General features: G+C 58.5%; 20 protein-coding genes, 1 pseudogene and 1 riboswitch. Of the genes and pseudogenes, 10 read left to right on the top strand and 11 right to left on the bottom strand.

Annotation, left to right across the window (positions count from 1 at the left end; translation table 11 throughout):
- Window positions 1-36 precede the first annotated feature (36 nt).
- Window positions 37-906, bottom strand: a complete 870-nt coding sequence (locus CE636_RS11405) for an AraC family transcriptional regulator (protein WP_017899752.1) — start codon at window positions 904-906, stop codon at window positions 37-39.
- Between the two features lie 77 nt (window positions 907-983).
- Complete coding sequence (locus CE636_RS11410; protein WP_004205226.1) at window positions 984-1,391, bottom strand: YgiW/YdeI family stress tolerance OB fold protein; 408 nt, start codon at window positions 1,389-1,391, stop codon at window positions 984-986.
- Window positions 1,392-1,540: 149 nt separating this feature from the next.
- On the opposite strand from CE636_RS11410, the gene qseB reads away from it, so the two are divergent.
- The 4 genes from qseB (at window position 1,541) to CE636_RS11430 (ending at window position 4,630) form a co-directional block, all read left to right on the top strand.
- Window positions 1,541-2,200 (top strand): quorum sensing response regulator transcription factor QseB, encoded by a 660-nt coding sequence (qseB, locus tag CE636_RS11415; protein ID WP_004205227.1) that lies wholly within the window; start codon window positions 1,541-1,543, stop codon window positions 2,198-2,200.
- Window positions 2,197-3,546, top strand: coding sequence for a quorum sensing histidine kinase QseC (gene qseC, locus CE636_RS11420; RefSeq protein WP_017899751.1), 1,350 nt, complete (start codon window positions 2,197-2,199; stop codon window positions 3,544-3,546). The genes qseB and qseC overlap by 4 nt, the downstream gene beginning before the upstream one ends.
- Window positions 3,547-3,652: 106 nt before the next feature.
- Window positions 3,653-4,234, top strand: coding sequence for an NAD(P)H-dependent oxidoreductase (locus CE636_RS11425; protein WP_017899750.1), 582 nt, complete (start codon window positions 3,653-3,655; stop codon window positions 4,232-4,234).
- 81 nt (window positions 4,235-4,315) lie between these two features.
- Window positions 4,316-4,630, top strand: coding sequence for a putative quinol monooxygenase (locus CE636_RS11430; protein ID WP_004205233.1), 315 nt, complete (start codon window positions 4,316-4,318; stop codon window positions 4,628-4,630).
- Between the two features lie 73 nt (window positions 4,631-4,703).
- Here CE636_RS11430 and parE read toward each other — a convergent pair whose 3' ends face one another.
- The 5 genes from parE to nudF are packed head-to-tail and all read right to left on the bottom strand — an operon-like array spanning window position 4,704 to window position 9,108.
- Complete coding sequence (parE, locus tag CE636_RS11435; RefSeq protein WP_004205235.1) at window positions 4,704-6,599, bottom strand: DNA topoisomerase IV subunit B; 1,896 nt, start codon at window positions 6,597-6,599, stop codon at window positions 4,704-4,706.
- A 30-nt stretch (window positions 6,600-6,629) separates the two neighbouring features.
- The gene (yqiA, locus tag CE636_RS11440) at window positions 6,630-7,205 is read right to left on the bottom strand and encodes an esterase YqiA (RefSeq protein WP_004205236.1); all 576 of its coding nucleotides are present in this window, start codon (window positions 7,203-7,205) and stop codon (window positions 6,630-6,632) included.
- Window positions 7,205-8,032, bottom strand: coding sequence for a 3',5'-cyclic-AMP phosphodiesterase (cpdA, locus tag CE636_RS11445; RefSeq protein ID WP_004205237.1), 828 nt, complete (start codon window positions 8,030-8,032; stop codon window positions 7,205-7,207). Before cpdA ends, yqiA begins: the two co-directional genes overlap by 1 nt.
- Before the next feature lie 24 nt (window positions 8,033-8,056).
- Window positions 8,057-8,479, bottom strand: coding sequence for a DUF1249 family protein (locus CE636_RS11450; protein ID WP_004205239.1), 423 nt, complete (start codon window positions 8,477-8,479; stop codon window positions 8,057-8,059).
- Window positions 8,476-9,108: an ADP-ribose diphosphatase gene (gene nudF, locus CE636_RS11455; protein WP_004205241.1), complete on the bottom strand. Its 633-nt coding sequence runs from the start codon at window positions 9,106-9,108 to the stop codon at window positions 8,476-8,478. Before nudF ends, CE636_RS11450 begins: the two co-directional genes overlap by 4 nt.
- A 196-nt stretch (window positions 9,109-9,304) precedes the next feature.
- Between nudF and tolC the strand changes: the two genes are divergently transcribed.
- The 3 genes from tolC (at window position 9,305) to CE636_RS11470 (ending at window position 12,770) form a co-directional block, all read left to right on the top strand.
- Window positions 9,305-10,765, top strand: a complete 1,461-nt coding sequence (tolC, locus tag CE636_RS11460) for an outer membrane channel protein TolC (RefSeq protein ID WP_017899749.1) — start codon at window positions 9,305-9,307, stop codon at window positions 10,763-10,765.
- A 167-nt stretch (window positions 10,766-10,932) separates the two neighbouring features.
- Entirely contained in the window at window positions 10,933-11,604 is a 672-nt protein-coding gene (locus CE636_RS11465; protein WP_002916849.1) for a DUF1190 family protein, read from the top strand.
- Window positions 11,605-11,609: 5 nt separating this feature from the next.
- A complete protein-coding gene (locus CE636_RS11470; protein WP_017899748.1) occupies window positions 11,610-12,770 on the top strand; it encodes a glutathionylspermidine synthase family protein in 1,161 nt (386 codons plus the stop codon).
- 44 nt (window positions 12,771-12,814) lie between these two features.
- Here the strand turns inward: CE636_RS11470 and ygiD are convergent, their stop codons facing one another.
- Window positions 12,815-13,606, bottom strand: a complete 792-nt coding sequence (gene ygiD, locus CE636_RS11475; protein ID WP_017899747.1) for a 4,5-DOPA dioxygenase extradiol — start codon at window positions 13,604-13,606, stop codon at window positions 12,815-12,817.
- Between the two features lie 186 nt (window positions 13,607-13,792).
- Between ygiD and zupT the strand changes: the two genes are divergently transcribed.
- Window positions 13,793-14,563 carry a zinc transporter ZupT gene (gene zupT, locus CE636_RS11480; protein WP_017899746.1) on the top strand — a complete coding sequence of 257 codons (771 nt, stop codon included), beginning with the start codon at window positions 13,793-13,795 and terminating at the stop codon, window positions 14,561-14,563.
- Window positions 14,564-14,626: 63 nt separating this feature from the next.
- Here the strand turns inward: zupT and ribB are convergent, their stop codons facing one another.
- Window positions 14,627-15,280 (bottom strand): 3,4-dihydroxy-2-butanone-4-phosphate synthase, encoded by a 654-nt coding sequence (gene ribB / locus CE636_RS11485; RefSeq protein ID WP_017899745.1) that lies wholly within the window; start codon window positions 15,278-15,280, stop codon window positions 14,627-14,629.
- Between the two features lie 105 nt (window positions 15,281-15,385).
- Window positions 15,386-15,537: riboswitch (FMN riboswitch) on the bottom strand.
- Window positions 15,538-15,657: 120 nt separating this feature from the next.
- Between ribB and ubiK the strand changes: the two genes are divergently transcribed.
- Window positions 15,658-15,930: a ubiquinone biosynthesis accessory factor UbiK gene (gene ubiK / locus CE636_RS11490; protein ID WP_004174355.1), complete on the top strand. Its 273-nt coding sequence runs from the start codon at window positions 15,658-15,660 to the stop codon at window positions 15,928-15,930.
- A gap of 35 nt (window positions 15,931-15,965) precedes the next feature.
- Here ubiK and glgS read toward each other — a convergent pair whose 3' ends face one another.
- Entirely contained in the window at window positions 15,966-16,163 is a 198-nt protein-coding gene (gene glgS / locus CE636_RS11495) for a cell surface composition regulator GlgS (RefSeq protein ID WP_017899744.1), read from the bottom strand.
- On the opposite strand from glgS, the pseudogene CE636_RS11500 reads away from it, so the two are divergent.
- Window positions 16,155-16,301: pseudogene (locus CE636_RS11500) on the top strand (hypothetical protein); the annotation flags it as partial. The gene glgS and the pseudogene CE636_RS11500 sit on opposite strands and share 9 nt — an antisense overlap.
- A gap of 80 nt (window positions 16,302-16,381) precedes the next feature.
- On the opposite strand, the gene hldE reads toward CE636_RS11500, so the two are convergent.
- Entirely contained in the window at window positions 16,382-17,815 is a 1,434-nt protein-coding gene (hldE, locus tag CE636_RS11505) for a bifunctional D-glycero-beta-D-manno-heptose-7-phosphate kinase/D-glycero-beta-D-manno-heptose 1-phosphate adenylyltransferase HldE (protein WP_017899743.1), read from the bottom strand.
- Window positions 17,816-17,853: the final 38 nt, after the last annotated feature.

Genomic DNA, 17,853 nt, shown 5'->3' on the forward strand with positions numbered 1-17,853 from the left:
AGGCCGTGAGATCGGTTGAGGATTCCGTCACCTTAATCAGGCCAGCGGCAGATAAATATCGGTTTGCAGCTCATGCTCAGCCACCTCATGGACAAAATTGAGGTAACGGAAGTACACCGGAAAATCCCGTAACGTCTCGCCTGAAGCGGGTAACCAGTCGCGATAGAGAAACCAAACGCTGTTCGCCAGCGTGTCCAGCGAGCCGTGATGGCGCACGACGGCGCAGCGTCCGCTGGGGATTTCGCCGTTAATCACGCCAAAGGCGTTTTCACCGGCCGGCCGTGCGACCGTACCGCAGATGTCAAAACGAAATTCCCCCTGCGGGGTGGTCTGCGGATCGTCCCAGGCGATCCCCCAGGTATCGCAGGTGGCGATGGGCGATAATCCGCTCGTTTTACGCCAGGCGATAAAACGCGCGGCGGTGGCGTTGACAAGGTCCGGGCTGCCGCGATGTTGCAGTACGGCTATCCGGGTGGTGGGGAACGAAATAATGTTGACGTCCATCGACGTTTGCTCCTGTAGCGTATGTTTCGGTACGCGTCGATGCCACTCGGCCCAGTCCGGTTGCTGACGGAACTGGGTCGGGCTTTGGTCAAACGCGGTACGGAAGGCACGACTGAACGACTCCGCATTCTGAAATCCGGCATCAAGGGCAATATCGATGACTTTATCGCGGGGGTTGAACGCCAGGCGCCAACAGGCGCGACGCAGACGCAACCACTGAATATACCGGTACAAGGGAATGCCGGTATAAGCGCTAAATTGCCGGTGAAAATGGTAAGGCGAACTGTGCGCTATCGCGCTCAGCATCTCCAGCGACAGCGGCTCATCAAGATGGTGCGCAATGTACCTACAGACGCGCTGGAAGCGCCCGACATACCCCGGGCTGGCCTTAATATCGTTCATCGTCTCCTCCTCGCGACATACTCTGACAGAGCGAGGATAGCGATGCCTGACCGATCTTGCGCTTATCCAACGGAGACTTATGGCGCGATTTTACGGATCTGTTTAACGTCGATTTCCACCGAGTTCCAGTCCTTATCGACTTCCCCCTGAATTTCTACCGTGTCCTGTGGGCCGACGGTGACGCCGTTCCAGCGTTTGTGGTCGATATCGACATTGATCACTCCGGTAGCATCCTGGAACTTATACAGATCGTCGGAAACGCGCTCGGTGATTTTGCCGCGCAGGGTCACCCAGGTATCGTCCCGCAGCGATTTGACATTGGTGACGGTGGTGACCGCGCCGCTCGGGCCGGTGAAGCCGCCGCCCTGGGTGGTTGAACTTGCCGGCGTGGTCGCAGAAGGACCGGTATACCCGCCCTGTCCAGCAGCCAGCGCCGGCATGGAAACCAGGGCAACGATCGCGGTCATCGCAGCAATTTTCTTCATGATGTGTTCTCCCTTCGTGTTGATATGGCTCCTATTACGCCCGACAAAACTTAACGACTTCTTAAGGGGAAAAAAGAAATTTTAATGCTGTACAACCCCGGTCGCAACGCGGTTTACTGCGCAGAGCAGCCGGGTTGGCAGGAGGGAAAATGCGCATATTATTGGTGGAAGATGACAAGTTAATCGGCGATGGCATTAAGGCCGGGCTAAGCAAAATGGGCTTCAGCATCGACTGGTTTACCGCCGGGCTGGAGGGCAAAAACGCCCTATACAGCGCCCCCTACGACGCGGCAATTCTTGATCTCACTCTTCCTGGCGTTGATGGCCTCGAGATTCTGCGCGAGTGGCGCGACAAAGGCCGCCATGAACCGGTGCTGATCCTCACCGCCCGCGATGCGCTCAGCCAGCGGGTGGAGGGGCTGCGCCTGGGCGCCGATGATTATCTGTGCAAACCTTTCGCCCTGATTGAGGTAGCGGCCCGCCTCGAAGCATTGATCCGCCGTGCCCACGGCCAGAGCAGCAGCGAGTTGCGCCACGGCAAGGTACGCCTTGACCCGAACCGCTTAACCGCCAGCCTCGACGGCGAAAGCCTGACGCTGAAGCCGAAGGAGTTCGCCCTGCTGGAACTGCTGCTGCGTAACGCCGGGCGCGTGCTGCCGCGTAAGCTTATTGAAGAAAAGCTCTACAACTGGGACGACGAGGTCTCCAGCAACGCCGTGGAAGTTCACGTCCACCATCTGCGGCGCAAACTCGGCAGTGAATTTATCCGCACCGTCCACGGCATCGGCTATACCCTGGGTGACGCATGAAACGACTTGCCCGCCTGAGCCTGCGCCTGCGCCTGACGCTGCTGTTTGCCGTGCTGACCGCCGCCGCCTGGGGCGTGGCCAGCGTGATCGCCTGGCAGCAGACCAGTAAAAAGTTGGATAAGCTGTTTGATACCCAGCAGCTGCTGTTCGCCCGCCGCCTGAGCGCCATGCCTTTCGATGAACTGCGCGCCCCGCCGGTATCGCTCGGGGAAAAGAAAAAGGTGCGCCACGGGCATATCGACGACGATGCGCTGGCGTTCGCCATCTTCACCCGCGACGGCAAAATGGTGCTTAACGACGGCGAGAACGGAGAGGATATACAGTGGCACTCGCAGCGTGAGGGCTTTAGCGATGGCTACCTGCGCGGCGATGATGACGAGTGGCGCTTCCTGTGGTTAACCACCGCCGATGGCCGCCACCGCATCGCCGTCGGCCAGGAGTGGGATTATCGCCGCGAAATGGCGATGGACATTGTCACCTCGCAGCTCACTCCGTGGATGGTCGCCCTGCCGCTGATGTTCGTGCTACTCATCGTGCTGTTAAGCCGCGAACTGGCGCCGTTGAAACATCTGGCGCGCACGCTGCGTCTGCGCGCGCCGGACTCGGCGGAATCGCTCAGCGTGGAGAAGATCCCCCCTGAAGTCCGCCCACTGGTCGAAGCGCTGAATCAGCTGTTCCAGCGCACCCACGACGTCATGCTGCGCGAGCGTCGGTTTACCTCTGATGCCGCCCACGAGCTGCGCAGCCCGTTGGCGGCGCTGAAGGTGCAGACTGAAGTCGCCCAGCTCTCTCTGGACGATCCACAAGGGCGGGAGAAAGCCCTGGCTCAGCTCCATCAGGGGATCGATCGCGCCACCCGTCTGGTGGATCAGCTGCTGACGCTGTCGCGGCTGGACTCGCTCGCCCAGCTGGACGACCTGCAGCCGGTCGCCCTCGACGACCTGCTGCAGTCGGCGGTAATGGAGATGTACCACCCGGCGCAGCAGTCCGGGATTGAGCTGCGCCTGCATCTTAATGCCTCTGGCATCTCCCGCACCGGCCAGCCGCTGCTCCTCAGCCTGCTGGTGCGCAATCTGCTGGATAACGCGGTGCGCTACAGCCCGCGCGGCAGCCAGGTCGATATCACCCTCAACGCCCGCGAGTTTCGGGTCCGCGATAACGGCCCCGGCATCAGCCCGCAGGCGCTGGCGCGCGTCGGCGAACGTTTTTACCGCCCGCCTGGTCAGGATGCTCCGGGCAGCGGCCTGGGCTTGTCTATCGTCCGGCGCATCGCCTCGCTGCATGGCATGCGCGTCGAGTTTGCCAACGCCCGCGACGGGGGCTTCGAAGCCCGCGTTGGCTGGTAGCGGGATTATTGCTCATTTAGCAAAAGACTTTGCACATTTTGCTCATTTTACTGCCCCGCTTCGCGGGGTAAGATCGTCGGCAAATTTTCAAGATTGAGGACAACTAATGAGCAACATCCTGATTATCAATGGCGCAAAAAAATTCGCCCACTCGAATGGCCAACTGAACGACACCCTGACCGAGGTCGCGGAGAGTTATCTGCGCGACGCCGGGCACGATGTTAAAAGCGTTCGCGCCGAAAGCGAGTACGACGTAAAAGCCGAAGTGCAGAATTTCCTCTGGGCCGATGTGGTGATCTGGCAGATGCCGGGCTGGTGGATGGGCGCCCCGTGGACGGTGAAAAAATATATGGATGACGTCTTTACCGAAGGCCACGGTTCGCTGTACGCCAGCGACGGCCGTACCCGCTCCGACGCCAGCAAAAAATATGGCTCCGGCGGCCTGGTGCAGGGGAAAAAATATATGCTCTCCCTGACCTGGAACGCGCCAATGGAGGCCTTCACCGACGAAGAGCAGTTCTTCCACGGCGTTGGCGTTGACGGCGTTTACCTGCCGTTCCATAAAGCCAACCAGTTTTTGGGTATGGAGGCGCTGCCAACCTTTATCGCCAACGACGTGATAAAAATGCCTGATGTCCCGCGGTATATCGCAGAATATCGCAAGCATCTGGCGGAAATTTTTGGTTAACTAGGGGTCTATGCTCTACATATTTCGAGTTATTGGAACCTGGAGTATGACAAGATCCACACAGAAGGAGTTGAGTTAACCATGTTAACAGTGATTGCAGAAATCCGTACCCGACCGGGCCAGCACCACCGCCAGGCGGTTCTCGATCAGTTCGCGAAAATTATTCCGACCGTTTTGCAGGAAGCCGGCTGCCACGGCTATGCGCCTATGGTGGATCATGCCGCTGGCGTCAGCTTCCAGACCACCGCTCCTGACTCTATCGTCATGGTGGAGCAGTGGGAAAGCGTCGCGCATCTTGAAGCGCACCTGCAGACCCCGCACATGAAAGCCTGGTCGGAAGCGGTCAAAGGCGATGTGCTGGAGACCACCATCCGTATCCTGCAGGCCGGCGTCTAAGCCCGCCGACGCTGAAACGGAATAAGAAAAGGGAGCCTGAGGCTCCCTTTTACGTCTGGCGCAGCGTGCGGTCTTACACTTCCAGGTCCGCCATATCGCCCTTCTCCTGCAGCCAGTTGCGACGGTCTTCAGAACGCTTCTTGGCCAACAGCATATCCATCATCGCCGTGGTCTGCTGCTCATCCTCATCGCTGATCACCAGCTGCACCAGGCGGCGGGTATTTGGGTCGAGGGTAGTTTCCCGCAGCTGCATCGGGTTCATCTCGCCGAGACCTTTAAAGCGCTGGACGTTTGGCTTGCCTTTCTTGCGCTTCAGCTGCTCCAGCACGCCGGTCTTTTCTTCTTCCGTTAGCGCGTAGTAAACCTCTTTGCCGAGGTCGATACGGTACAGCGGCGGCAGCGCCACGTAGACGTGCCCCTCTTTCACCAGAGTACGGAAGTGTCTCACGAACAGCGCGCACAGCAGCGTGGCAATGTGCAGGCCATCGGAGTCCGCATCCGCCAGAATACAAATTTTGCCGTAGCGCAGCTGGCTTAAATCATCGCTATCCGGGTCAATACCAATCGCCACCGAAATGTCGTGCACTTCTTGCGAAGCTAACACTTCATCGGAAGAGACTTCCCAGGTATTAAGGATCTTGCCTTTCAGCGGCATGATCGCCTGATATTCACGATCGCGCGCCTGCTTGGCTGACCCGCCCGCCGAGTCCCCTTCGACGAGGAACAGTTCGGTACGGTTCAGATCCTGGGCGGTGCAGTCGGCCAGCTTACCCGGCAGCGCCGGACCGCTGGTCAGCTTTTTGCGCACCACTTTCTTGGCGGCGCGCAGACGACGCTGGGCGCTGGAGATGGCCATCTCCGCCAGCAGCTCCGCAGCCTGCACGTTCTGGTTCAGCCACAGGCTGAAGGCGTCTTTCACCACGCCAGAGACGAACGCCGCGCACTGGCGCGACGACAGGCGCTCTTTGGTTTGCCCGGCGAACTGCGGATCCTGCATCTTCACCGACAGCACGTAGGCGCAGCGATCCCAGATATCTTCCGCCGACAGTTTCACCCCGCGCGGCAGAATATTACGGTACTCGCAGAACTCACGCATCGCGTCCAGCAGCCCCTGGCGCAGGCCGTTGACGTGCGTCCCGCCCTGCATGGTCGGGATCAGGTTGACATAACTCTCGGTCAGCAGCTCGCCGCCTTCCGGCAGCCACAGCAGCGCCCAGTCCACCGCCTCCGTCTCACCGGAGAAGGTGCCGACGAAGGGTTTTTCCGGCAGCAGCGGCAGGCCGTTCACCGCTTCGCTAAGGTAGTCGTTAAGGCCATCGGCATAGCACCAGCTCTGCTCGCTGTTGTTGACCTGATCGCGGAAAACAATTTCCACGCCCGGGCACAGCACCGCTTTCGCTTTTAACAAGTGGGTCAAACGCGAAACGGAGAAGCGCGGGCTATCGAAGAAGCTTTCGTCAGGCCAGAAATGGACGCTGGTCCCGGTGTTGCGTTTACCGCAGGTGCCGGTGACGTGCAGGTCTTCTACTTTCTCACCATTCTCAAAGGCGATGCTGTAGACCTGACCGTCGCGACGCACGTTGACCTCCACGCGTTTAGACAGGGCGTTGACCACCGAAATCCCCACCCCGTGCAGGCCGCCGGAAAACTGGTAGTTTTTGTTGGAAAACTTACCGCCCGCGTGCAGTCGGCAGAGGATCAGCTCAACCGCCGGCACCCCCTCTTCCGGGTGAATGTCGACCGGCATCCCGCGCCCGTCGTCAATCACCTCGAGGGACTGGTCGGCGTGAAGGATCACTTCCACGCGTTTGGCGTGGCCTGCCAGCGCTTCGTCCACACTGTTATCAATCACTTCCTGACCAAGATGGTTAGGACGGGTGGTGTCGGTATACATGCCCGGACGGCGGCGCACCGGCTCTAGCCCGGTGAGTACCTCAATGGCATCAGCGTTATATGAAGATTGCGTCATGGTGTGTATTCGTAGGTCGTTCAGGGCCGTTTAGCGCAGGCCGAGAAATTCGATAATCTGAGTGAAATGATCGTCAAAGCCGACAAATGCGTGATTACCGCCCTCCTCCACCGTCTGCCGGCAGGAGGCGTAGTAATGAACGGCCTGGCGGTAATCAAGCACTTCATCCCCGGTCTGCTGCAGCAGCCAGAGTAAATCCGGCGCTTCGAGCGGGTCGATTTGCATGACTTTGAGATCGTAAATATGGCGAGACTCTAGCACATATTGCTGCCCGGTGTACGGATTCTCATTGTGGCCGAGAAAATTGTTCAGCAGCTCAAACGGCCGCACCGCCGGGTTAACCACGACCGCTGGCAGCATAAAGCATTGCGACAGCCAGGTGGCGTAGTAGCCGCCCAGCGACGACCCTACGACCCCCAGCGGCTCGCCGCCGTGCTCCAGCACGATGGACTCCAGCAGCTCCGCCGTTTCCGCCGGGTAAGGCGGCAGCTCAGGCACCACCATGGCGATCTCAGGATAGTGCTGCGCCAGCCAGGTCTTTAACGCCGTCGCCTTCGCCGAGCGCGGGGAACTGTTAAAGCCGTGCAGATAAAGAAGCGTCGCCATCAGTAGCCTTCTGAAGCAATATCCGGATGAAACGCCGCGCCTTCCAGGCGGCACACTTCGGTGGTCAGCGTTCCGTCAGGGTGAAGCTCCAGCCAGCGCCAGCCCGGCGACACCGTATCGAGGGTGAAATTGGCGCAGTGCGGCTTGAACTGAACGCAGGTCGACGGCGTCGCCATCATACGTCGGCCATTCCAGTCGAGATCCAGTTCCTGATGAATATGGCCGCACAGCAGATGCTTCACCCGCGGCCAGGCGCTCAGCGCGCTGTCCAGCGCGCCGGCGTTGCGCAGACTGTGTTGATCCAGCCAGCTGCAGCCGGCCGGCAGCGGATGATGATGCAGCAGAAGTAAGGTATAACGCTCCGGCGCCTCCGCCAGCTTATGTTCGAGCCATTCCAGCTGGAAGTCGCTCAGCTCGCCATGGGGAACGCCGAACACCTGGCTGTCCAGCAGCAGGATCTGCCAGTGGTCGCCGAGAAACACGCGCTTGGCGGGGGAAATGCCCGACTCCTGCAGGGTGCTGTACATCGCCGGCTGGAAATCATGGTTGCCCGGTAGCCAGACGCAGGGTGCAGCAAAACTCGCGATGCCCTCAGCAAAATGCTGGTAGGCCGCGGAGGAGTGATCCTGCGCCAGATCGCCTGTTGCGACAATCAAATCGCATGGACGCTGTGAGGCATGAATGGCCGACAGTACGGCCTGATAGCTTTCCCAGGTATTGATGCCTAACAACGTTTCATGTTTTTCAGCAAACAGGTGAGTATCAGTAATTTGTAAGATCCTGACTCTGGCCTCACCAGCCAGAGGTAGGTTTAACAGGCTTTCCAAATGGTGTCCTTAGGTTTAACGACGCTAACAAACCGGAATCGCCATCGCTCCATGTGCTAAACAGTAACGCAGCCAGTCGGCCAGAAACTGGTTAATTTGATGCTTTTCGTCGCGTTGATGCAACTTTTTATTAGGATAATCATATCGCGCTTTGAAGCGAAAGATCTGCTGACTCGAACACACTTCGGCCACCATGGCGTCATGGTAGAGGCGAACGGTCATGGATGGCAGACTCCAGTAGCTCACCGCTGGCAGAGTCTGCTCTATCGCCACCAGAGTAGTGTAGCGGGTTGATTCCGTTATCGTTAACCGATATTGCGCGCTTCCCACCTGATAGCTCACCTTCTCACCCGCTGCATCCGTTCGCGGCAACAGGCGGCGCAACTGGGCGAAATTGGTCTCGCACAGGCGCATCATCTCAGGGAAGTCAGGTGTATAACGCTTCATTTTGTCCACTCGTTTCGTAAATTGTGATAATGCAATTGCAGCCATTGCAAGGCGATGACAGAGGCTGCGTTGTCGATTTTCCCCTCTTCTACCCACTGGTAAGCCTGCTCCCGGCTTACCACATGCACCCGAATATCCTCATTTTCCTCGGCCAGGCCGTGAATGCCTTTTGCCGTCGATGCATCAACTTCGCCCACCAGGATCGATAACCGTTCACTGGTGCCGCCAGGACTGGCCAGATAGCTTAATATTGGTTTCGTCCGCCCAACTTCAAGCCCGGCCTCTTCCAGCGCTTCCCGACGGGCGACATCTTCCACCGTCTCACCCGCCTCGATCATGCCGGCGACCATTTCCAGCAGCCACGGGCTCTCGCTGGTATCATAGGCGGCGATACGGATTTGTTCGACCAGCACCACTTCGTCCCGCACCGGGTCAAAGGGTAGCAAGACGGCGGCATGCCCGCGCTCAAAAATTTCACGGGTGACTTCGCCGCTCATGCCGCCGTTAAACAGGCGGTGGCGAAAACGGTATAAATCGAGTGAAAAAAAACCACGATACAGCGTTTCGCGTGCAATAATTTCTACATCATTTTTGGAGAAGGTAATTCCCTGGTGGATGGGTTTGCTCATTGTTATGTCCTGCTAATCCGAAATGAGGGATTTCCAGACCGTTTGGCTACCGTTTTACGGTCCGTATGTTAGATTGGTGCAAATTACCGCCGGATGGCACGTAACGCCAACTTTTTACGGCGGCAGAATCGATACAATCAGCGGAATTTTTCTTAGAATTAGACCAGCGCTAAATGCTTCACAACAAGGAATGCAAATGAAGAAATTGCTCCCCATTCTTATCGGCCTGAGCCTGACCGGGTTCAGCGCCATGAGCCAGGCGGAAAACCTGCTTCAGGTTTACCAGCAGGCGCGCATCAGCAACCCCGATCTGCGTAAATCGGCAGCCGATCGTGACGCCGCATTCGAAAAGATCAACGAAGCGCGCAGTCCATTACTGCCTCAGCTCGGGCTGGGAGCGGATTATACCTATACCAGCGGCTTCCGTGATTATAAAGACCAGAATTCTAACGTCACCAGCGGCTCGCTGCAGTTAACGCAGGTTCTGTTTGATATGTCGAAATGGCGCGCCCTGACGCTGCAGGAAAAAGCGGCAGGCATTCAGGATGTCACGTATCAGACCGATCAGCAAACGCTGATTCTGAATACCGCGACGGCCTATTTCAAAGTGCTGGCCGCCATCGATACGCTCTCTTATACCGAAGCGCAGAAACAGGCTATTTACCGTCAGTTGGATCAAACCACCCAGCGCTTTAACGTCGGTCTGGTGGCGATCACCGACGTGCAGAACGCCCGCTCACAATACGACGCCGTGCTGGCGAACGAAGTGACCGCGCGTAACGATCTCGACAACGCCGTGGAAGAACTGCGCCAGGTTACCGGCAACTACTACCCGGAGCTGGCCTCCCTGAACGTAGACGGCTTCAAAACCAGCAAACCGCAGGCGGTGAACGCCCTGCTGAAGGAAGCGGAGAACCGCAACCTGTCGCTGCTGCAGGCGCGTCTGAATCAGGACCTGGCCCGCGAGCAGATTCGCCAGGCGCAGGACGGCCATTTGCCGACCCTGGATTTAAACGCCTCGTCTGGCGTTTCCAACAACCGCTACAGCGGCTCAAAAAGCACCTCGCAAGATGCTGATATCGGTCAGAACAAAATCGGCCTGAGCTTCTCCCTGCCGCTGTACCAAGGCGGGATGGTTAACTCGCAGGTCAAACAGGCGCAGTACAATTTCGTCGGCGCCAGCGAGCAGCTGGAAAGCGCTCACCGCAGCGTGGTCCAGACCGTGCGTTCTTCGTTTAACAACGTGAATGCCTCTATCAGCAGCATCAACGCCTACAAACAGGCGGTGGTCTCTGCGCAAAGCTCCCTGGATGCGATGGAAGCTGGCTACTCGGTGGGTACCCGTACTATCGTTGACGTCCTCGACGCCACCACCACGCTGTACAACGCCAAACAGCAGCTCTCTAATGCGCGCTACAACTACCTGATCAACGAGCTGAACATCAAGTCGGCGTTAGGTACGCTGAACGAGCAGGATCTGATCGCCCTGAACAACACCTTGGGCAAACCGATCTCGACCTCTGCCGACAGCGTCGCGCCGGAGAATCCGCAGCAGGATGCCACTGCCGATGGTTACGGCAACACGACTGCGGCTATGAAGCCGGCGTCCGCACGGACGACGACCCATAGCAGCGGCAGCAATCCGTTCCGTCAGTAATTTTCATACTGTGACGCGCATCGCCTGTCCGTCGGACAGGCGATGCGTTAAACGTAAGGCAACGTAAAGATCCCCCGCTTAGCGCCCCTCTTCGCTTCATTTTCCACCACTCATCCTCTATCCTGAGCGTTAACACACGCCATACCACTGGGTCCTGGAAGACAAATATGAAACGGACAAAAAATATTAATCATTCGTCGTTCCGCAAAAGCTGGAGCGCACGTCACCTGACGCCGGTCGCCCTGGCCGTCACCGCGGTCTTTATGCTTGCCGGTTGTGAAAAAAGCGACGAAACGGTCTCGCTGTACCAGAACGCCGATGACTGCTCCGCCGCCAACCCGGGCAAAGCAGCCGAATGCACCACGGCCTACACCAACGCGGTGAAAGAGGCAGAGCGCACCGCGCCGAAATATGCCACCCGCGAAGACTGCGTCGCCGAGTTTGGCGAAGGTCAGTGCCAGCAAACGCCTGCCCAGGCGGGCGTCGCCCCGGAAAACCAGGCCCAGGCGCAAAGCAGCGGCAGCTTCTGGATGCCGCTGATGGCCGGCTACATGATGGGCCGCCTGATGGGCGGCGGCATGGCGCAACAGCAGCCGCTGTTCAGCTCCAAAAACCCTGCCAGCCCGGCCTACGGTCAGTACACTGACGCCAGCGGTAAGAGCTATGGCGCCGCCCAGCCGGGCCGCACCATGAACGTGCCGAAAACCGCGATGGCGCCGAAGCCAGCGACCACCACCACCGTCACCCGCGGGGGCTTCGGCGAGTCGGTGGCGAAGCAGTCGACTATGCAGCGTAGCGCCGCAGGCTCAACCTCTTCTTCTCGCTCAATGGGCGGCTAAGCAACATGGAAAGAGTCAGCATTACCGAGCGCCCGGACTGGCGCGAGAAAGCGACCGAATACGGCTTCAACTTCCACACCATGTACGGCGAGCCCTACTGGAGCGAAGAGGCTTATTACAAGCTGAGCCTCGCCCAGGTGGAAAAGCTGGAGGAGGTCACCGCCGAGCTGCATCAGATGTGTCTTCAGGTGGTGGAAAAAGTGATCGCCAGCGATGAGCTGATGGCCAAATTCCGCATCCCTAAACACACCTGGGGCTTTGTGCGCCAGTCGTGGAAAACCAACCAGCCGTCACTTTACTCACGTCTCGACCTGGCCTGGGATGGCGTCGGCGAGCCGAAGCTGCTGGAGAACAATGCCGACACGCCAACCTCGCTGTATGAAGCGGCCTTCTTCCAGTGGATCTGGCTGGAAGACCAGCTCAACGCCGGCAAGCTGCCGGCGGGCAGCGACCAGTTCAATAGCCTGCAGGAGAAGCTGATCGATCGCTTCGGTGAGCTGCGCGAGCAGTTTGGCTTCCAGCTGCTGCATATGGCCTGCTGCCGCGATACCGTTGAAGATCGCGGCACCGTGCAATATCTGCAGGATTGCGCCGCCGAGGCGGGGCTGGCGACGGAATTCCTCTACATCGAAGATATTGGGCTGGGTGAAAAAGGCCAGTTTACCGATCTCCAGGATCAGGTGATTGGCAACCTGTTCAAGCTCTATCCGTGGGAGTTTATGCTGCGGGAGATGTTCTCCACCAAGCTGGAAGACGCCGGCGTTCGCTGGCTGGAGCCGGCGTGGAAGAGCATCATCTCCAACAAAGCGCTGCTGCCGATGCTGTGGGAAATGTTCCCCAATCACCCGAATCTGCTGGCGGCTTACTTCAGCGAAGATGCCCATCCGGAGATGGAGAAGTACGTCATTAAGCCGATCTTCTCCCGCGAAGGCGCCAACGTGTCGATCGTTGAACAGGGCAAGGTGGTGGAGTCGGTGGAAGGTCCGTATGGGGAAGAAGGCACTATCGTGCAGGAATTTTACCCGCTGCCGAAGTTTGGTGACAGCTACACGCTGATTGGCAGCTGGCTCATCAACGATCAGCCCGCCGGGATCGGCATTCGTGAAGACCGGGCGCTGATTACCCAGGATCTGTCGCGTTTCTATCCGCACATTTTCGTCGAATAATGTCGCGCTCCGGCGACGATACCGCCGCCGGAGCTCAATTTTTATCAGGCGCCAACCACCACCGACAGCATACTCAGCGAACCCATCTCGATGCCATCGACCGGGGTCGAAATCGCCTCAACGCCATCCCATGCCCCCAGCACGTATAACAGCGGCAGGAAATGCTCCGCCGTGGGGTTGGAGAGCGAGCCCCCTTCGTGTGCCAGGTAGTTAACCAGCGGGTGCTGATCGTCCGGGCCCTGCCACTGCAGATTCGCCTTCACGTAGTTGTTGAAGGACTCCGCCCACGTATACGGCGTGTTCTCGCCATGCCAGCGGGCGGTACGCAGGTTGTGCACCACGTTGCCGCTGGCCACCAGCATAATCCCTTCATCACGCAGCGAGGCCAGCTTTCGCCCCATTTCGAGATGCCAGGCCGGCGGTTTGGTGCTGTCGATGCTCAGCTGAACCATCGGGATATCCGCCTGCGGATACATCTTGATCAGCACGCCCCACGAGCCATGGTCAAATCCCCAGGCTTCTTTATCGAGAGTGACCGGCACCGGCGAGAGCAGCTCCACCAGCCGTTGCGCCAGCGCCGGGGAGCCCGGCGCCGGGTAATGGGTGTCATACAGCGCCTGCGGGAAACCGCCAAAGTCGTGAATGGTCTTCGGGGCCTCCATCGCCGTCACGCCCGTACCGCGCGTGAACCAGTGCGCAGAGACCACCACGATCGCTTTCGGACGCGGCAGGGTTTCGCCCAGGTGAGCCCAGGCGCGGGTATAGCGGTTGTCTTCCAGCACGTTCATTGGGCTGCCATGGCCGAGAAACAACGCGGGCATTCGGGTACGGGACATGATGATATCCTTAGGGTGTCAATGTGATGTGCTCACATTACGCGCTTTTGCGCCAGGATAAACTCAGATAACCATGATGATGATCGTCAGAAAATTTGAATGTAATTCGCGGTAAAGGGAGCTGTCCCGTACGCGCATCCTCAGGCAATATACTCCTATGCACTTATTTTCGCAGGGAGAGAAGCGATGTCATCACCCTTAATATTGACGCTGTTAGCCGGTAGCGCAACCTTTATAGGCGCCATTTTCGGCGTGATTGGCCAGAAACCTTCTAACCGCCTGCTGGGCTTCTCCCTCGGCTTTGCCGCCGGGATCATGCTGTTGATTTCGTTGATGGAAATGCTGCCTGCCGCGCTGGCCGCCGAGGACATGTCGCCGCTGCTCGGCTACGGAATGTTTGTTTTCGGCCTGCTGGGCTACTTTGGTCTCGATCGCCTGCTGCCGCATGCCCACCCGCAGGATTTGATGACCCCCGCCGCGCCGCGCCCGCGCAATTTACGCCGCACCGCCATTCTGCTGACGTTGGGTATCAGCCTGCATAACTTTCCGGAAGGGATCGCCACCTATGTCACGGCCAGCAACAACCTCGAGCTTGGCATGGGAGTGGCGCTTGCCGTCGCCCTGCACAATATTCCTGAAGGACTGGCCGTTGCCGGGCCGGTATATGCCGCCACCGGATCGCGCAGTAAGGCGGTGCTCTGGGCCGGTCTTTCCGGCATGGCGGAGATTTTAGGCGGCGTGCTGGCGTGGCTGATTCTGGGTAGCCTGGTCTCGCCGATGGTCATGGGCGCGATCATGGCCGCCGTCGCCGGGATTATGGTGGCGCTGTCGGTCGATGAACTGATGCCGCTGGCGAAAGAGATCGATCCGCAAAGCAACCCGAGCTATGGCGTCCTGTGCGGGATGTCGGTGATGGGGCTGAGTCTGGTGGTGCTCCAGACGATGGGCATCGGTTAAGGCACAGAAACAAAACAGCCCACTAATAAGCGGGCTGTTTTCACTGGCGTTGTCAGCCGCTGATTAGCTGGCTTTACGCTCATGTTCGCGACGATAGGCCACCAGATCTTCAATCGTGACCACAGCCATATTGTGCTGCTGAGCGAACGCGATGCACTCCGGCGCGCGCGCCATGGTGCCATCGTCATTGGTCAGCTCGCACAGCACGCCTGCCGGTTTGAAGCCAGCGAGGGTCACGAGGTCAATAGTGGCTTCGGTGTGGCCGCCGCGGGTCAGTACGCCTCCCGGCTGCGCCCGCAGCGGGAAAACGTGGCCAGGACGGTTGAGATCGGAAGGTTTCGCGCCGTCGGCAATCGCCGCGCGGACGGTGGTCACGCGGTCAGCAGCGGAAACGCCGGTGGTCACGCCTTCCGCCGCTTCGATGGTGACGGTAAAGCCGGTGCCGTAGGCGCTGGTGTTGTTCTCCACCATCATCGGCAGATCCAGCTGTTTGCGGCGATCTTCGGTCAGGCACAGGCACACAATGCCGCTGCCGTGACGAATGGTCAGCGCCATCTGCTCTACGGTCATGGTTTCGGCGGCGAAGATCATATCGCCTTCGTTTTCACGGTCTTCATCGTCAAGCACCATCACGCCGCGGCCTTCGCGCAGAGCGTCCAAAGCGTGTTCCACACGTTCAAAAGCGGTACCAAAAGAAGAAAGGAGCGTCTGATTCATGGTAAAAAAACCTCATTAAAATTATGGTTACCAGAATCAGGGCAGTCTTAGGAGCGCCGGTTTAGCGGCAAAAGTCAACGCGAGCGGGCCTGGGCCCGACTGTGCCGTTACTCTCTCCCATCCGGACTTTAACCGTCGGCCCCGGAATTACACCGGATCTGCTGACCTTCCCGTAGTCACGGGAAGCGCTCGCGGGCTTTCAACGCCGTGGTTGATTTACCGCCGGTGGGGAATTTCGCCCCGCCCTGAGAATAAGCGAGATAACTATAACGCTATTGACTATCCTCGGCAATGCATAAGCTTCAAACATTTCTGGTTTATAGGCGGCCTGGTTCGCACTACAATGATCAATCATCCGACCCGAGCAGGAAACCACCATGATTGACCCGAAAAAAATTGAACAAATCGCCCGCCAGGTCCATGAGTCGATGCCAAAAGGACTTCGCGATCTGGGTGAGGATGTTGAAAAGAAAATCCGCCAGGCGCTGCAGTCGCAGCTGACCCGTCTGGACCTGGTCAGCCGCGAAGAGTTTGACGTGCAGACTCAGGTTCTGCTGCGGACCCGCGAAAAACTGGCGCTGCTGGAACAGCGCCTGAATGACCTCGAAAACCGCCCGGCGACGACGCCTGGCAGCGAAGAGCAGCAGTAAAAAAAACGGGCCCTCAGGGGCCCGTTTGCGTTGGCTTAGTGTGCGGTTTCCGCCGGGCTGTTCACCTGACGACAGTACAGTTCATAGCGCTGGCAAAACCATTCACGATGTTCTTCATCCATATTGCCGACAATGGCCTGAAGATCAACTGGCTGGCCCTGGGCGTGCATTCTGGCGAAACTCCGTGCCAAAAAATCAAAATTCTTCATTGAATACATGTCGTTATGGTTCATGCGCATACTCCTTCAGCGGTGGATGTTCTGATCAGTCATATGCCTTTTACTCACTTCAGTATTTACGCTTACCTTAACGCCATTTGTACGAAAAATGCGCTTAATATGATTATTTATTGCGCCAAATCATTTTCCACATCATTAAATAAAAACGGCCCGCGATATCGCTATCGCAGGCCGTGATGCCGCACCGTTATGGCGGGGGAATAGCGAAACGGTTATTTTTCGCTATCTTTTTGTATTTTCTTAATAATGTTGGTGGTTGAGCAACCATCTTCAAAGTTGAGCACCAGCACTTCGCCACCGTTCGCCCAGACCTCTTCACTGCCGGCGATCTGCTCCGGTTTGTAGTCGCCGCCTTTCACCAGCAGATCCGGCAGGATCCCGGCAATCAGGCGCTGCGGTGTATCTTCTTCGAAGGAGACCACCCAGTCGACCGCCTCCAGCGCCCCCAGCACGATCATCCGCTGTTCCAGCGGGTTCACCGGGCGGGTTTCGCCTTTCAGACGTTTGGTGGAGGCATCGCTGTTGACCGCCACGATCAGACGGTCGCCCAGCTTGCGCGCATTCGCCAGATAGGAAACATGACCGGCATGCAGAATGTCGAAGACGCCGTTGGTCATCACCACTTTCTCGCCGCGCTTACGCGCGGCCGCTACCGCCTGTTTGAGTTCCGCTTCGCTCATCACGCCGAAGCCGGTCTCAGCCCGGCCGCGAACCGCATTTTCCAGTTCGACAGGAGAAACGGTGGAGGTTCCCAGCTTACCGACCACCACGCCCGCCGCGGCGTTGGCGAAATAGCAGGCCTCTTCCAGGGTGTTGCCGGAGGCGAGGGTCGCCGCCAGCACGCCAATCACCGTGTCGCCGGCGCCGGTGACATCGTACACTTCCTGAGCCTGGGTCGGCATATGCAGCGGCGGACGCCCCGGCTGCAGCAGCGTCATCCCCTGCTCTGAGCGCGTCACCAGCAGCGCTGACAGTTCGAATTCGGCGATAAGCTTCATGCCGCGCTCAACGATCTCCGCTTCATCCTGGCACTTGCCCACCACCGCTTCAAACTCAGAGAGGTTCGGGGTGAGCAGCGTTGCGCCGCGATAGCGTTCGAAATCGGTACCTTTCGGATCGATCAGCACCGGCACGCCTGCTTCACGGGCGAGCTTGATCATCGTCTGGACGCTGGTCAGCGCCCCTTTGGCGTAATCCGAGAGAACCAGCGCGCCAATGGCGCCCAGCGCCTGCTGAATGCGCTCGTGCATCGGCTGCGGATCAACGCCGGAGAAGCCCTCTTCAAAGTCGAGGCGGATCAGCTGCTGGTTGCGCGACAGCACCCGCAGCTTGGTGATGGTCGGGTGAGTCGGGACGGAGACGAAGTCGCACTTCACATTGACGTTGGCCAGCGCCTGGCTCAGCGCGCGAGCGGCGTCATCAATCCCGGTCAATCCCACCAGGCGCGACGTCGCCCCCAGGGAGGCGATGTTCATCGCTACGTTTGCCGCGCCGCCAGGACGTTCTTCGATATTTTCCACCTTCACCACCGGCACCGGGGCTTCCGGGGAAATACGACTGGTGGGGCCGTACCAGTAGCGGTCCAGCATCACATCACCCACCACCAACACTCCTGCACGTTCAAACTCCGGCAGCGTTACTTTCATGACTCTCTCCTGCGAGACGCAAACTTTGCGCGCGATAA

Source organism: Klebsiella sp. LY (genome assembly GCF_004010915.1).
GTDB classification, from domain to species: domain Bacteria; phylum Pseudomonadota; class Gammaproteobacteria; order Enterobacterales; family Enterobacteriaceae; genus Klebsiella; species Klebsiella quasipneumoniae.

Excerpts from the sequence above, each read along its gene's own strand:
- nudF (WP_004205241.1), bottom strand. The coding sequence starts at position 9,108 with ATGAGCAAACCCATCCACCAGGGAATTACCTTCTCCAAAAATGATGTA.
- CE636_RS11470 (WP_017899748.1), top strand. The coding sequence starts at position 11,610 with ATGGAAAGAGTCAGCATTACCGAGCGCCCGGACTGGCGCGAGAAAGCG.
- qseB (WP_004205227.1), top strand. The coding sequence starts at position 1,541 with ATGCGCATATTATTGGTGGAAGATGACAAGTTAATCGGCGATGGCATT.
- CE636_RS11430 (WP_004205233.1), top strand. The coding sequence starts at position 4,316 with ATGTTAACAGTGATTGCAGAAATCCGTACCCGACCGGGCCAGCACCAC.
- parE (WP_004205235.1), bottom strand. The coding sequence starts at position 6,599 with ATGACGCAATCTTCATATAACGCTGATGCCATTGAGGTACTCACCGGG.
- ribB (WP_017899745.1), bottom strand. The coding sequence starts at position 15,280 with ATGAATCAGACGCTCCTTTCTTCTTTTGGTACCGCTTTTGAACGTGTG.
- CE636_RS11410 (WP_004205226.1), bottom strand. The coding sequence starts at position 1,391 with ATGAAGAAAATTGCTGCGATGACCGCGATCGTTGCCCTGGTTTCCATG.
- qseC (WP_017899751.1), top strand. The coding sequence starts at position 2,197 with ATGAAACGACTTGCCCGCCTGAGCCTGCGCCTGCGCCTGACGCTGCTG.
- ubiK (WP_004174355.1), top strand. The coding sequence starts at position 15,658 with ATGATTGACCCGAAAAAAATTGAACAAATCGCCCGCCAGGTCCATGAG.
- tolC (WP_017899749.1), top strand. The coding sequence starts at position 9,305 with ATGAAGAAATTGCTCCCCATTCTTATCGGCCTGAGCCTGACCGGGTTC.
- ygiD (WP_017899747.1), bottom strand. The coding sequence starts at position 13,606 with ATGTCCCGTACCCGAATGCCCGCGTTGTTTCTCGGCCATGGCAGCCCA.
- zupT (WP_017899746.1), top strand. The coding sequence starts at position 13,793 with ATGTCATCACCCTTAATATTGACGCTGTTAGCCGGTAGCGCAACCTTT.
- CE636_RS11465 (WP_002916849.1), top strand. The coding sequence starts at position 10,933 with ATGAAACGGACAAAAAATATTAATCATTCGTCGTTCCGCAAAAGCTGG.
- CE636_RS11450 (WP_004205239.1), bottom strand. The coding sequence starts at position 8,479 with ATGAAGCGTTATACACCTGACTTCCCTGAGATGATGCGCCTGTGCGAG.
- CE636_RS11425 (WP_017899750.1), top strand. The coding sequence starts at position 3,653 with ATGAGCAACATCCTGATTATCAATGGCGCAAAAAAATTCGCCCACTCG.
- hldE (WP_017899743.1), bottom strand. The coding sequence starts at position 17,815 with ATGAAAGTAACGCTGCCGGAGTTTGAACGTGCAGGAGTGTTGGTGGTG.
- CE636_RS11405 (WP_017899752.1), bottom strand. The coding sequence starts at position 906 with ATGAACGATATTAAGGCCAGCCCGGGGTATGTCGGGCGCTTCCAGCGC.
- glgS (WP_017899744.1), bottom strand. The coding sequence starts at position 16,163 with ATGAACCATAACGACATGTATTCAATGAAGAATTTTGATTTTTTGGCA.
- yqiA (WP_004205236.1), bottom strand. The coding sequence starts at position 7,205 with ATGGCGACGCTTCTTTATCTGCACGGCTTTAACAGTTCCCCGCGCTCG.